The organism is Methylophaga sp. OBS1, from assembly GCF_026319365.1.
This window is the reverse complement of record NZ_JAPDMS010000003.1, coordinates 1-14,010: the sequence shown is the minus strand read 5'-3', so window position 1 is coordinate 14,010 and position 14,010 is coordinate 1. Positions and strand designations below refer to the sequence as shown.

The following is a 14,010-nucleotide window of genomic DNA, read 5'->3' as shown; positions in this document are numbered from 1 at the left end:
CAGAACTATGACACCTTTGAACATACCTGAATGGCAATCTCTGGTCCGTCACTATGAGGACCTGAAATACCTCTCAATGCGCGAGCAATTCGCCCTGGATTCCGGCCGTTTTGAACGTTTTTCCGCCCAGAGCGGTGAACTGTTGCTGGATTATTCCAAAAACCGGATTACCCAGGAAACCATGGACAAGCTGATTCAGTTGGCTGAAGCCGTCGAGCTTGAGGACTGGATTGAGAAAATGTTCAAGGGTGACACTATCAATCACACCGAGGTTCGTGCCGTGCTGCACACGGCGCTGCGTAACCGTGCCAATACACCGGTGATGGTCGATGGCAATGATGTGATGCCGGAAGTCAACGCGGTGTTGGACAAGATGCGCCGTTTCTCTGAGCAGGTTCATAATGGCAGCTGGCTGGGTTACAGCGGCAAGAAAATGACTGATATTGTGAATATCGGGATTGGTGGCTCCGACCTGGGGCCGGCCATGATCTGCGATGCGCTGGAACCTTATGGCATTGAAGGTATCAGTGTGCACTTCGTCTCTAATGTCGATGGCACGGATCTCAGTACCACACTGGAAAAGCTCAACCCGGAAACGACCTTGTTTGTCGTCGCCTCAAAAACCTTCACCACTCAGGAAACGCTGACGAATGCCCAGTCGGCACGTAACTGGTTTCTTAAATCAGGCAGCCAGGAAGATGTCGCCAAACACTTTGTAGCCGTTTCCACCAACGCCAAAGAAGTGGCCAAGTTTGGAATCGACACCGAGAATATGTTCGAAATCTGGGACTGGGTTGGCGGTCGCTACTCACTCTGGAGTGCTATCGGTCTGCCAATCGTGCTCTATGTGGGGATGGATAACTTCGAACGTCTGCTCGAAGGTGGATTCCAGATGGACCAGCACTTCCGTAATCAGCCGCTGGCGGAGAACATTCCGGTTATCATGGGGCTGTTGGGAATCTGGTACATCAATTTCTTCAATGCCCAGACCCATGCCATTGTGCCCTATGATCATTCACTGGCACGTTTCCCCAGTCATATGCAACAGCTCGATATGGAGAGCAACGGCAAATTTATCAATCGTGAAGGGGCGCGCATCAATTACAAAACCGGTCCGGTGATTTGGGGTACGCCGGGCACTAACGGTCAGCATGCCTACTTCCAGCTGATTCATCAGGGAACCCAACTGATCCCGGTTGATTTTGTCCTGCCGGTTAACAGCCATTATCCGGAGTGTGACCATCAGTCTATCCTACTGGCAAATGGTCTTGCTCAGGCTGAAGCGCTGATGAAGGGTAAAACGGCTGAGGAAGTCCGTGCCGAACTGGTCAAAGAGGGCTTTGAAGGTAAAGCGCTGGAAGCCCTGTTGCCGCATAAAGTCTTTCCGGGCAATCGTCCCAGCAATGTCCTTATATTCCCCAAACTGACTCCGGAAATGCTGGGTCAGCTGGTCGCCTTGTATGAGCACAAAGTCTTTGTTCAGGGCGTAGTCTGGAATATCAATTCCTTCGACCAATGGGGGGTGGAGCTTGGTAAGCAGCTGGCAAAAGCGATCATTCCTGACCTACAGGATGGTTCTGAAATCTCATCCCATGACAGTTCAACCACCAGTTTGATTAAACTGATTCGTGAGCTGCGGCAATAAGTCTTATTTATCGCTCGCCCGGCGCTTGAATGCCGGGTAGGGCGGCAGGTAGACCTGCGTATCATCCGGCATTTTCACCAGGGTTTTATCTTTGCCTGAATAGGGCAGGTGATACAGGAAGTGCCGCATACAATTGATGCGTGCTGCGCGTTTGTCATTGGCTTCAACGACTGTCCACGGAGAGTGAGTGGTATGCGTCAACTGAAACATCTTATCCCGCGCTTCACTGTACTGTTCCCATTTTTCCTGCGCAGCGATATCCACCGGGCTCAGTTTCCAGGTCTTCAGGGGATTTTTACGCCGGGCTTCAAACCGCGCTTCCTGCTCCTTGCGACTGATGGAAAACCAGTATTTGAACAACCTGAGGCCATCGTCAATCAGTAAACGCTCCAGTTCGGGAGCCTGTTGCAGAAACAGTTGATATTTTTCTTCGTTGGTAAAGCCCATCACTTTCTCAACGCCGGCCCGGTTGTACCAGCTGCGATCAAACATGACGATTTCACCTGCCGATGGTAACTGCGACAGGTAGCGCTGGAAATACCACTGACCCTGCTCGACATTGCTGGGTTTGCCCAGCGCGACAATGCGGGCGCCGCGCGGATTGAGGTGTTCAGCAAAGCGTTTAATCGCGCCCCCCTTGCCGGCGGCATCACGGCCTTCAAACAGGATGGCAATACGCTCGCCGTTTTCAGCTGCCCATTCCTGTACCTTCAGCAGTTCTATTTGCAAGCGTTCTTTCTGCTGTTGATAGTAACTGCGTGAGATTCGCTTGGGACGGGACATCTGATGGCCCTTTAATGTTGTTTTTTGAGGATCAAACCGGACAGGGGAGGCAAGTTAACCCGGATGGAGTGGGGGCGGTCTGCACTCGGTAAACTCTCACTCTCGATGACCGGCAAATTGTGATAATTGCTCCCGTTATAAAATTCCGAGTCGGAATTGATAATAATTTCATAGCTACCGGCTTCAGGGACGCCGATGCGGTAATCATCACGAGGAACCGGTGTGAAGTTAAACACAGCCACAATATGACTGCTGGCATCTTTACGCAGATAGCTCAGTACCGAATGTTCACGGTCATTACAGTCAATCCATTCAAAGCCATGTGGATCAAAATCGTGCGCATGCAGCGCCGGGGTTTCCCGGTAGAGGTGATTAAGATCCGACACCAGTTGCTGCAGCCCCTGATGAATCGGATAATCCAGCACATACCAGTCCAGCGCCGTTTCGCAGTTCCATTCATTGCCCTGACCGAACTCGCAGCCCATGAACAGCAGTTTCTTGCCCGGATAGCTATACATAAAGGTATAGAGTAATCTCAGGTTGGCAAAACGTTGCCATTCATCACCGGGCATTTTGTAGAGCATCGAGCGCTTGCCATGGACCACTTCATCATGGGAGAACGGCAGGACAAAGTTTTCGGTAAATGCGTAGAGCAGACCAAAAGTCAGCGCGTCATGATGATAACGCCGATGGATCGGGTCCTGTTGCATATACTCCAGAATGTCATGCATCCAGCCCATATTCCACTTCATTGAAAAGCCCAGACCGCCCATATGTGTCGGCCTTGAAATCATCGGATACGACGTGGATTCTTCGGCGGCAATAATGCAGCCCGGATGTTCTTTGTGCAGCACGCTATTGACGTGCTTCAGAAAATCGATGACTTCCAGGTTTTCGCGGCCACCATACTGGTTGGGTAACCATTGCCCCTCTTTTCGGGAATAATCCAGATACAGCATGGAAGCGACGGCGTCGACACGCAGACCATCAATGTGAAACTCCTCCAGCCAATAGAAGGCACTGGAGAGTAAAAAGTTAAACACCTCGCTGCGGCCATAGTTAAAGATCAGCGTTCCCCAGTCCTGATGTTCCCCACGCCGTGGATCAGCATGTTCATAGAGCGCCGTGCCATCAAAACGGGCCAGACCGTGTGCATCTTTGGGAAAATGACCGGGTACCCAGTCGAGTAACACACCAATATTATGCTGGTGGCAGCAGTCTATGAAATAACGCAGATCATCCGGGCTGCCAAAACGGCTGGTGGGCGCAAAATATCCAGTGGTCTGATAACCCCAGGAAATATCCAGTGGATGCTCGGTGACCGGCAGTAATTCAATGTGGGTAAACCCCATCCTGCTGACATAGGGCACCAGATCTTCAGCCATTTCCCGGTAGCTGTAAAAGCGGCCGTCGGCATGACGTTTCCAGGAGCCCATGTGGACTTCATAGACCGAATGAGGTTCGTGCAGCCAGTCGGCATGTTCGCGGGCATCCATCCAGTCTTCGTCCTGCCATTGATGCAGGCTGGGGCGGGTGACTACTGAGGCAGTGCCGGGACGGAGTTCACACTGCTGACCGTATGGATCCATTTTCAAATGCAGGGCACCATCATGGCGGCTGCGTATTTCAAATTTGTAAAGTTCACCGGGTTCCAACTCGGGAATAAATAACTCCCAGACACCGGTGTCGCCGCGAACCCGCATCGGATGTCTGCGGCCATCCCACTGATTGAAATTACCGACGACGCTGACCCGTTCAGCACCTGGTGCCCAGGTGGCAAACAAAGTCCCTTTAATACCCTCAACTTCATAAGTATGGGCGCCCAGAATTTTGTAGGCGTGCCAGTGTTTGCCTTCTGAAAACAGATGCAAATCGTATTCAGATAGCTGTGGCATGATGCTGTAGGCGTCATGGAAAGCGACGGCTTCACCATTGTGACGCTGACGATGGATTTTATAGGGCCATTTTATTTCGCTGGCATGCCCCAGCCAGATAAAAACATCCGTGCCCTCAATCCGAGTCATCGGCAGTGTGTTATCGATTTTTGCTTCCGCAGTATCTGGCAGAAATGCACGGACGATGGCCTTGTCATTTTGCTGATGCAAACCCAACACACTGAAAGGATCATGATGGCGCGCTTCAATGATTTTTATAATGTCATCGTTCAAATTCTTGTCAAAAATCATCGCCATAATATCCCGTATAATCTTTTAATTGCTGACCGCCATACGCTTATGGCAGGCTAACAGTATTACACCACAAATCATAGGGCTTTGGCCGGAGAATTATCGTATGAGTGATAACAACAGCACGCGTTTTGTCAGTCGCCTGACGCGGGATACCTTGGCACTAATTCTGGCTGGTGGCCGTGGGTCCAGACTCAAGCAGTTGACTGACTGGAGAGCGAAGCCTGCTGTGCCTTTTGGTGGTAAATTTCGCATCATTGATTTCCCGCTATCCAACTGTGTGAACTCAGGTATTCGCCGGGTGGGGGTTTTGACGCAGTACAAAGCTCACTCATTGATTAGACACATCCAGCAGGGCTGGGGCTTTATGCGGGGTGCACTGGGCGAGTTTGTCGAGCTTCTACCCGCATCCCAACGTAATGAAAAAGGCTGGTATGAGGGGACAGCGGATGCGGTTTATCAGAATATCGATATCCTGCGTAACCATGGTCCTGAATATGTGTTGATTCTTGCTGGCGATCATATTTACAAAATGGACTACGGTGATATGCTGGCAGAGCATGTTGCTCAAAATGCCGATATGACCATCGGATGTATTGAGGTGCCGATCAGCGAAGCAAAAGCGCTGGGGGTTATGTCTGTGGATGTCAACAGACGCATCGTCGCGTTTGATGAAAAGCCTGAACACCCAACCCCAATGCCCGGGCGTGATGATGTGGCGCTGGCATCCATGGGTATTTATGTTTTCAATGCAGCGTTTCTCTACGAGCAACTGATCAAGGATGCAGACACCCGCAGTTCAACGCATGATTTCGGGCATGACATCATCCCCAGTTTGATCAAAAACTATAAAGTCGTTGCCTTTCCTTACAAAGATGTACAGGGCAACGATCCCGGCTACTGGCGTGATGTCGGCACCATAGACGCGTTCTGGTCTGCCAACCTGGAATTGATCGGCGTCACCCCTGAGCTCAACCTTTACGATGATGACTGGCCTATCTGGACTCATCAGGCACAGCAGCCCCCTGCCAAGTTCGTATTCGATGATGATGATCGTCGTGGTATGGCCGTGGACTCAATGGTGTCCGGAGGCTGCATTATTTCCGGCTCTACAGTTCGCCATTCTGTGCTGTTCTCTAACGTGGAAGTACACAGCTATTCACTGGTTGAAGATGCCGTCGTCTTGCCGGATGTCACGATTGGCCGTCACTGTCGTTTGAAGAAAGTCGTGATTGATAAGGGCTGTGTGATTCCGGAAGGCACAATCATTGGTGAGGACCCGGAACAGGATGCCAAGCGCTATCACGTCTCACCCAAAGGTGTCGTTCTGGTGACACCCGAAATGTTAGGACAAAACTATCGTTATGTCAGATAAACTCAAGGTCGTTCTCTGCTGGCACATGCACCAGCCGCAGTACAGTGAGCCCATGGGCGGCATGTATCAGTTGCCCTGGACCTATCTGCACGCGATCAAAGATTACGTCGATATGGCCTGGCACCTGGAAAATGTTCCGGGCGCCAGGGCTGTAGTCAATTTTGCCCCTACGCTGCTGGAACAACTGGCTGATTATGACGATCAGCTCAAAGGTCGTTTCAAGGGAACCGGCCGACTCAAGGATCCATTGCTGATCGCGCTCGACTCGCCAGTACAGCCCATGCATGCTGAAGAGCGCAAGACACTGATCAATGCTTGTCTGCGCGCCAATGAAGAGAAACTGATTGAGCCTTTCCCCCATTTCGCCCGACTGGTGGAAATGGCCCGTTGGGTACTGGAAGAACCAGAGCGCCTTAATTACGTCAACGATCAGTTCATGATCGACCTGCTGGTGTGGTATCACCTGGTGTGGATGGCCGAATCGGTTCGTCGCAGTGATGTGCGGATTCAGGCGTTGATGAAAAAAGGACGTCTCTACACCTTCCATGATCGTCGACAACTGATGATGGTCATCGGTGAGCTGTTGAGCGATTTGATTCCTCGCTATAAACGCCTTGCTGAGAGTGGTCGTGTTGAGCTTTCCGTCACCCCTTACGCTCATCCAATAGTGCCTCTGTTACTGGATATTAATACCACGCTCGAAGCCATGCCCGATGCTGTGCTGCCTGAGATCACCCACTACCCCGGTGGTCAGGCGCGTGCGCACTGGCATATGGAAGAGGGGCTCAGGGTATTTGAATCTTTCTTTGGTTTCAGGCCCAAGGGCTGCTGGCCCTCAGAGGGTGCCGTCTCGGAAGAGACTTTGAGTGTGATTGCCGAACATGGCTTTGAATGGGCGGCTACCGGCGAAAATGTCCTCAGAAACAGTCTGAAACTGTCTGATATGGCTGATGCCAACATCCATAAACCCTACAAATTGCCCGGTGCTTCTCCGGCCTGCTTTTTCCGTGATGATGGTCTGTCAGATATGATTGGCTTTATTTACACCAAGTGGGGGGCGGATGATGCGGTTAACGACTTTATCCACCACCTGTTGAATATCAAAAAGAACACGGAGGGCGATCCTGACCGGGTCGTATCGGTCATTCTTGACGGTGAAAATGCATGGGAATACTACTCCTATAACGGCTATTACTTTCTGCAAAGTCTGTATCGAAGTTTGTCAGAACACCCGGACATTGAACTCTGCACTTTCAGTGATTGTCTGCATAACGGAGTACAGCCCGCCGAGTTGCCCAAAATGGTCGGCGGAAGCTGGGTCTTTGGTACCTATTCAACCTGGATTGGTGACCCGGACAAAAATCGCGGCTGGGATTTACTCAGCGAAGCCAAGAAAACCTTCGACCGGGTGATGGCCAGTCAGGCGTTTGACGAGGAGACACAACAGGCACTGGAGCGGCAATTGGCCATCTGTGAAGGCTCGGACTGGTTCTGGTGGTTCGGTGACTACAATTCTGCTGACAGTGTCAGTGATTTTGAGCGCCTGTATCGTTTGCATCTTTCCAATTTGTATCAGATGCTGGGTGAGGAGGTTCCACAGAAGCTGTCAGAAGTGATTTCGCATGGCGGAGGTATTATGGAACAGGCCGGCACGATGCGTCGCGGTAATTAATGCAACAGGCTCATATATTCGATCAGCGACGCAGTGGTGTGCTGCTCCACATTACCAGTCTGCCATCCGGCAATATGGGGGCAGACGCCTATCGTTTTGTCGATTTCCTGCAATCAGCAGGGGTGACCGTCTGGCAAATGCTGCCGCTGGGGCCGACCCATGATGACCGCTCTCCCTATCAGTGTCTCTCTGCACATGCTGGAAATAACCGACTGATCTGTCGTGAATTGCTGAAATCGCAGCCTTGGGCTGAGCCAGCCAAATTAAATGACCCTAAAATGTCGCGCCTGATGGCGCATGCCTATCGTCAGTTCGATTTGCGTGCTGACGAGACTGAGCGTGAAGCTTTTAATGGTTTTTGCGAACAGCAGCGGTACTGGCTGGATGACTATGTACTATTCCGTGAGCTGCGTCATCTCAACCAGTCACGACCTTGGTTTGAGTGGTCGCCGGAGTTGCGTGATCGGGAGCCTGAAGCCCTTGAGAGCGTCGCAATCGAGCGTAAAGATGCACTCACCATTCGTCGTTTTGAACAGTTTATTTTCTTTCGTCAGTGGCACCAACTGAGAGCTTATGCCAATGAACGCGGCGTCAAATTATTTGGTGATATGCCGATTTTCGTAGCACATGACAGTGCCGATGTGTGGGCCGAACCGGAGCTCTTTACACTTGATGATAGCGGTCAGCCCACCCGTGTTGCCGGTGTCCCTCCTGATTACTTCTCAGAGACCGGTCAGCGCTGGGGAAACCCGCTTTATGAGTGGTCAAAGCATATCGAACAGCATTTTGACTGGTGGCACCGTCGTCTGCAGACACAGCTTGAATGTTTTGATTTAATTCGTATCGATCATTTCCGTGGCTTTGATTCCTGCTGGGAAATTCCCGCCAGTTGCGAAACGGCGGTTGATGGGCAGTGGGTTGCAGCACCCGGAGAGCAGCTGTTTGACAGCCTGCTGACTCACTTTGGCGAATTACCGCTGGTTGCCGAGGACCTGGGTATCATCACGCCTGAAGTTACAGCCCTGCGGGAAAAATATGCGATGCCCGGGATGAAAATCCTGCAGTTTGCTTTTGGTGGTGATGCCAGTAATCCCTACTTACCACATCAGCAATGTGTTGACAGCGTGACGTACACCGGTACGCATGATAACAATACAACGCTGGGCTGGTATCAGTCACTGGAGCCCCATGTAAAAGCACACTTCCACGCTTATATGGGTGACAGTACTGAAAACATGCCTTGGTTACTGATTCGAACCGCATTGTCCTCGGTGTCAGAACTCGCTGTAGTGCCAATGCAGGACTTATTATCGCTGGATGGGGCTCATCGGATGAATATTCCCGGCACAACCGATGGTAACTGGTGCTGGCAATTCAGCTGGGATAGCGTCGATAGCAGTATTGCGGCAAGATTGCATGCACTTAACGGTTTGTATGGGAGACTCTGATGGACGCCAACCCGGATCATCTGCGTTATGCACCGACTCATGAATGGGTGAATGAGGAAGAGGGGAATGAAATGACAGTCGGCATCACTGACTTTGCCCAGGATCAGCTTGGTGATGTGGTTTTCGTTTCCTTACCCACGCCTGGCAGTCAGTTTGAGGCCGGTGATGTGTGCATGTTTATCGAATCAGTTAAATCTGCTTCGGATATTCACATGCCGGTCACGGGGACAATACTCAGTGTCAATCAGGAGTTGGAACAGGATCCGGAGCTAGTCAATCAGGATGCATTTGGAGCAGGCTGGTTATTCAAGCTCAGCGCCGATGAAACGGCAAGCAGTGAGCACTTGTTGGATAGTTTTACTTACGATGCAGCGCTGGATGAATAAAGCGCACCCAGTAACGTCGCTTTTCGGGCACCGGTAACCGAAGGCAGATTACCCGGCTGATGATGCATGTATTGCCGGGCCAACCAGGCGAAGGCGCAGGCTTCTACCCAGTCTGGTGCCAAGCCCAAATCAGCGGTAGTCTCCACTTTCATGCCAGGCAGTGAATCGCGCAGCGCCTGCATCAACACCTCGTTATGAGCACCGCCGCCACAGACATACACTTCATCAGTACTGTCCGCATATTGCCGGATAGCCCCGCTCATTGAGTTCGCGGTCATCTGTAACAGGGTTTTCTGTACTGCTTTTGCTTTAATCGGCTTATCCAGTTCGGCCAGCTTCTGTGTCAGCCAGTTGAGATTGAAATATTCACGCCCTGTGCTCTTGGGCGCTGCCTGAAAAAAGAACGGATCATTCATCAGCAGATTCAGCAGGGCTGGATCGACCTCACCATCACGCGCCCACTGACCGTTGTCATCATAGAGGTCATTGTGATGCTGCTGATACCACTGATCCAGCAGCACGTTGCCCGGACCGGTGTCGAAGCCGGTCACGGCATCGGCATTGCCAACAGGCAAAACGGTGATATTACCGATACCACCGATGTTGGCGATCACCCGGTTACGTTCTGAATGCTGAAACAGGGCCTGATGAAAAGCCGGTACCAAGGGTGCCCCCTGACCGCCCAGGATCATATCGTGCTGACGAAAGTCAGCGACAGTATCAATGCCGGTTTTCTCAGCAATAACATGGGCATTGCCGATTTGCATACTGAAAGGATAGGCAGCATCGGGAGCGTGATAGACCGTTTGACCATGGCATCCGACGGCTTCGATGTCGTCTGCCGGGATATGCGTCTCTGTAAGCAACTGATTGATGGCATCGCTATAGGCATAACCCAGTGCCATATCTATTTGCCCCAGCTGCTGCAAGTGCGCTCTGCCGGCGTTGATGAGCTTGAGCAAGTCCTTCCGTAGGCTGTCGTTAAAGGGGAAGGTCTCGGCCGCTTTCAAAGAGATAGCATGAGCATCAATGTTGACGATAGCAACATCGATCCCGTCCAGACTGGTGCCTGACATGACGCCAATATAGAGAGCCATAAGCTTACTGCTGGTTGAATGCCAGTGCTGGCAGTTTCAGCGCTTCCAGTTGTGCCAGCAAGGGGTGTGACTGTTGTTTGAACGCAGCCATGTATTTGGCATTAAGCGGTTCTGCTTTAGGCAAAGCGACCGTCAATGGATTGTGGTGAACACCATTGATACGGAATTCATAATGCAGGTGGGGACCGGTAGCAAGTCCACTGCTGCCGATATAGCCAATAGTCTGCCCCTGTTTTACACGCTGTCCGTTTCTCATGCCTTTCTTGAAGCGTGACATGTGGGCATAGAGCGTTGTGTATTTGCCGCCATGCGACAGTACCACTGTCCGACCATAACCCCCTTTGGTACCTACAAATTCAACTTTACCATCACCCGTAGCCAGAATAGGCGTGCCAGTGGGCGCTGCGTAGTCGACACCGCGGTGAGGGCGAGAAGTCTTCAGAACCGGGTGCAGGCGATTGGGGTTAAACCGTGAACTGATGCGAGAGAAATGAACGGGTGTTCGTGTGAAGGTCTTGCGCATGCTATGACCTTCAGGTGTGTAAAAATGACTGTTACCCTCTGGGTCAGTGTAGCGTACTGCGCGGAAGGTCGTACCACGATTAGTAAACTCCGCAGCCAGAATGTCACCGTCATCAAACTTCTCACCATCAAGGTAGGATTCTTCAAAGATGACCTTGAAATTGTCGCCTTGACGCAGATCCAGCGCAAAGTCGATATCCCAGCCGAAAATATGGGCCATTTCCATGATGAGTTTGTTTGACATACCGGCTTTAAGGCCGGCTTCGAATAATGAGCTTTCGATTTGACCGGCGACCTGTTTCTGACGGCTGTCGAATTCACGCGTAAGAGTTTCAGTTTGGTAGCCGTTTTCTGTTTTGGTTAATTGCAGGGTCTCTACCGGGCTCAGTTTCAGCTCAAGTTTTTCCAGTGTGGGGACGTTTTCCACCTGAGACAGCCCAAAGCGGAGGACCTGGCCTGGCTTGAGATTGAGCAGCGGTTTAATGCCATCACCAGACTGAGCCACGTTGTAAACATCACGGGCAGACAGGCCGGCTCTGGGAAATAACAGAGATAAATTGTCACCTGATTCAACCGTAATTTCCTGCCACTCTAATGGTGAGACGGGTAGTTCGGCTGCTGAAACGTCGACTTCAGGTGCGCTGTTTTCCAGGGAAGCTTTGTCATCATATTCCAGCTTGGATTCTTCCAGATGTATCTGCTCGAGCTGAGCGGGCTCAGCAACATTGATGTCTTCGCGATTAGGGACGGGTACGCGGCTTACAGCGGGTGCATTGACACCCATAGCCTCAGTTCCGGATGCTCTCTCTGGCAGCGCCTGAATTTGACTCTCCTGCTGACTGATATTGCTGGGTTTAATCTGATGGCTGCTCTGACCGGGGAGTTGGATGGTCTGTGATTGCGTATCGGTGCTGACCGGTGTGCTGGTCGCCAATACGATGGTTGTTAAAAACACACCAATGACAGTCAAGAAGGATAAGAGAAGAATATGATGTCGTTTGCTATGGCTGGCTTTTTCACTGCTAAACAGTCGTGCATGAGGCGAATTGCTCAGAAGTCTGTTACGTTTCATATGCAAACTCTTGGTGAAATTATAAATTCGCTCAATTCTGGCAGCATTTCAGCAGAATTGGAACCCCTTCCTGCAACCTTCTTGTGATAATATTGCCCGCCATCACAATTACATACTCGGAGTGCATAAATGATCCCTGTTCAAGAGGCGATGGCAGAGATTCGCCGCGGTGCTGATGAAATCCTGGTGGAAAAAGAACTGATTGAGAAGCTCGAATCAGGTAAGCCATTACGCATCAAGGCAGGTTTCGATCCAACAGCACCGGATCTGCATCTGGGGCATACAGTTCTGCTTAACAAGTTGAAACAGTTCCAGGATATGGGACATCAGATCCTGTTTCTGATTGGTGACTTTACCGGCATGATTGGTGACCCGACCGGTAAAAATGTCACCCGCCAACCGCTGACTCCAGAGCAGGTGAAACAGAACGCAGTCACGTATCAGGAGCAGGTATTCAAAATTCTTGACCGTGAAAAAACCGAGGTCGTCTTCAACTCACACTGGATGAATGAAATGTCGTCTGCAGACATGATTCGTCTTGCCTCCAATCACACGGTTGCCCGGATGCTGGAACGCGATGACTTCCATAAGCGCTACACGAACGGTCAGCCCATCGCGATTCATGAGTTCCTCTATCCTTTAATACAAGGCTATGACTCTGTGGTGCTGGAAGCTGATGTCGAACTGGGGGGCACCGATCAGAAGTTTAACCTGTTGATGGGCCGGGAACTGCAAAAATCTTATGGTAAGCCAGCACAATGCATATTGACCATGCCGATTCTGGAAGGCCTGGACGGTGTTCAGAAGATGTCCAAGTCGCTGAACAACTATATAGGTATCAACGATAGCCCTAAAGATATCTTCGGCAAGCTGATGTCAATTTCCGATGATTTAATGTGGCGTTACATCGAACTGCTCAGTTTCCGCAATGTGACTGAAATTGATGAGTGGCGTCAGCAGGTCGAGCAGGGACGTAACCCCATCGAAATCAAAAAAGAGTTCGCTGAAGAGATGGTAGCCCGTTTCCATGGTGAGCAAGCCGGTAGCGATGCGCGTCTGGGGTTTGAAAATCAGTTCAAGAAAGGCGAACTGCCGGATGATATTCCGGAAATAAGCTTGGCTGTGGGGGATGAAGGTATGTTGATTGCCAATGTGCTCAAAGAGGCAGGGCTCACCAGCAGCACCTCTGATGCGATGAGAATGATCAAGCAGGGGGCGGTAAAAATTGATGGTGAAAAAGTGTCAGATAAATCGATGTTGATCCAGGCAGGACTCGAAGGCGTCTTCCAGGTAGGTAAACGCAAGTTTGCCCGCATAACCGCGGCTTAATTAAAAATCGGTCTGCAAAACGGCGGTTATGTAACCGCCGTTTTTGTTTTTAAACCAGGTAAAAAGCATCTTTCCGTGTGTAAAGTTACACAAAAATAATTTATTTTAATTTGGTATTTCAAGCCTCTACGCTGTTAACTGACACAATGGGAATTTCTTCCTGTTGACCGGTCCGGATTAAGCTGTAGAATGCGCCTCTTCGTTGTTAAGCAGCTAAGCACAATCAGGCAGCCAAGCAACAAAAAATGTTTGACAGTCTGGCGATGAGCTGTATAATTCTCGCTTCTTTGCTGCAGCGAGTTCTGCAAGCAACGCTCTTTAACAAAACAGTATCAAGTAATTTGTGTGGGTGCTTACGTTAGGTTGCTAGAAAACCTGACGGATAGCATTTACATGCTAACGTCAATCAAAAGTTTTGAAGCCTTGACTTAAATAAGGTTTCGCCAAAATTAAACTGAAGAGTTTGATCATGGCTCAGATTGAACGCTGGCGGCA

Annotated in this window: 10 protein-coding genes; 6 read left to right on the top strand and 4 right to left on the bottom strand. The window is 50.6% G+C overall.

Going from position 1 to position 14,010, the window contains the following annotated elements; genetic code table 11:
• Positions 1-7 precede the first annotated feature (7 nt).
• Positions 8-1,645, top strand: a complete 1,638-nt coding sequence (gene pgi / locus OMQ46_RS09405) for a glucose-6-phosphate isomerase (RefSeq protein ID WP_266236517.1) — start codon at positions 8-10, stop codon at positions 1,643-1,645.
• A gap of 3 nt (positions 1,646-1,648) precedes the next feature.
• Here pgi and ppk2 read toward each other — a convergent pair whose 3' ends face one another.
• Together ppk2 and glgB are read right to left on the bottom strand one after the other, a co-directional pair.
• On the bottom strand, positions 1,649-2,428 hold the full coding sequence (gene ppk2 / locus OMQ46_RS09400; RefSeq protein ID WP_266236516.1) for a polyphosphate kinase 2: 780 nt from the start codon (positions 2,426-2,428) through the stop codon (positions 1,649-1,651).
• Positions 2,429-2,439: 11 nt separating this feature from the next.
• Positions 2,440-4,620, bottom strand: a complete 2,181-nt coding sequence (gene glgB / locus OMQ46_RS09395; RefSeq protein WP_266236515.1) for a 1,4-alpha-glucan branching protein GlgB — start codon at positions 4,618-4,620, stop codon at positions 2,440-2,442.
• A gap of 100 nt (positions 4,621-4,720) precedes the next feature.
• Here glgB and glgC point away from each other — a divergent pair, with 100 nt between their 5' ends.
• From glgC to gcvH, 4 genes are read left to right on the top strand one after another with little or no spacing between them, the layout of a single operon-like run.
• The gene (gene glgC / locus OMQ46_RS09390) at positions 4,721-5,989 is read left to right on the top strand and encodes a glucose-1-phosphate adenylyltransferase (RefSeq protein WP_266236514.1); all 1,269 of its coding nucleotides are present in this window, start codon (positions 4,721-4,723) and stop codon (positions 5,987-5,989) included.
• Positions 5,979-7,661, top strand: coding sequence for a glycoside hydrolase family 57 protein (locus OMQ46_RS09385; RefSeq protein ID WP_266236513.1), 1,683 nt, complete (start codon positions 5,979-5,981; stop codon positions 7,659-7,661). Before glgC ends, OMQ46_RS09385 begins: the two co-directional genes overlap by 11 nt.
• Positions 7,661-9,109 carry a 4-alpha-glucanotransferase gene (gene malQ / locus OMQ46_RS09380; protein ID WP_266236512.1) on the top strand — a complete coding sequence of 483 codons (1,449 nt, stop codon included), beginning with the start codon at positions 7,661-7,663 and terminating at the stop codon, positions 9,107-9,109. Before OMQ46_RS09385 ends, malQ begins: the two co-directional genes overlap by 1 nt.
• On the top strand, positions 9,109-9,495 hold the full coding sequence (gcvH, locus tag OMQ46_RS09375) for a glycine cleavage system protein GcvH (protein WP_266236511.1): 387 nt from the start codon (positions 9,109-9,111) through the stop codon (positions 9,493-9,495). The genes malQ and gcvH overlap by 1 nt, the downstream gene beginning before the upstream one ends.
• Here the strand turns inward: gcvH and OMQ46_RS09370 are convergent.
• Positions 9,471-10,592, bottom strand: a complete 1,122-nt coding sequence (locus tag OMQ46_RS09370; RefSeq protein ID WP_266236510.1) for an anhydro-N-acetylmuramic acid kinase — start codon at positions 10,590-10,592, stop codon at positions 9,471-9,473. The two genes, gcvH and OMQ46_RS09370, sit on opposite strands and share 25 nt — an antisense overlap.
• Positions 10,593-10,596: 4 nt before the next feature.
• A complete protein-coding gene (locus OMQ46_RS09365) occupies positions 10,597-12,186 on the bottom strand; it encodes an OapA family protein (RefSeq protein ID WP_266236509.1) in 1,590 nt (529 codons plus the stop codon).
• 129 nt (positions 12,187-12,315) lie between these two features.
• On the opposite strand from OMQ46_RS09365, the gene tyrS reads away from it, so the two are divergent.
• Positions 12,316-13,515 carry a tyrosine--tRNA ligase gene (gene tyrS, locus OMQ46_RS09360; RefSeq protein WP_266236508.1) on the top strand — a complete coding sequence of 400 codons (1,200 nt, stop codon included), beginning with the start codon at positions 12,316-12,318 and terminating at the stop codon, positions 13,513-13,515.
• Positions 13,516-14,010 lie beyond the last annotated feature (495 nt).